Source organism: Acinetobacter sp. 5862, from assembly GCF_024494585.1.
Classification (GTDB): domain Bacteria; phylum Pseudomonadota; class Gammaproteobacteria; order Pseudomonadales; family Moraxellaceae; genus Acinetobacter.
Window position 1 is genome coordinate 1 of the sequence record NZ_JANHGP010000028.1, and the last position, 431, is coordinate 431.

Annotated in this window: 1 pseudogene; it reads left to right on the forward strand. The window is 36.2% G+C overall.

Going from position 1 to position 431, the window contains the following annotated elements:
- Nucleotides 1-111: 111 nt before the first annotated feature.
- A pseudogene (locus NO346_RS05145) lies at nt 112-331 on the forward strand (helix-turn-helix domain-containing protein); the annotation flags it as partial.
- Between the last annotated feature and the right edge of the window lie 100 nt (nt 332-431).

Consider the following 431-nt stretch of genomic DNA (forward strand, 5'->3'; position numbering starts at 1 on the left):
GGCAGAGTAAAACTTGAAGTGCGACATAAACCACCTAATTAATTTAAAGGGTTTATGGAGTATATAAAATTGTCATACCATCATCTTAACTTTGAAGATCGTACTGCATTAATGCTTGAGTCAAGAAAAGAAGGCTTTTCAGCCAGAAAATTTGCTGAACTCATTAAAAGACATCCTAGTACGATCTATCGTGAGCTTAAAAGAAATAGCATCAATGACGTTTATCAAGCTCGATATGCTTCTGATAACACCTTCGCTAGACGTAGACGTGGTCACAGAAAACTCAAAATCGATTCAATCCTCTGGAAATTTATTGTTGAAGCGATCCGTTGTTTATGGTCTCCTCAGCAAATAGCAAAGCGTTTAAAGACATTTCCTGATTTGGATCAAACAATGAATGTAAGCCATACAACGATTTATTCAACGATACG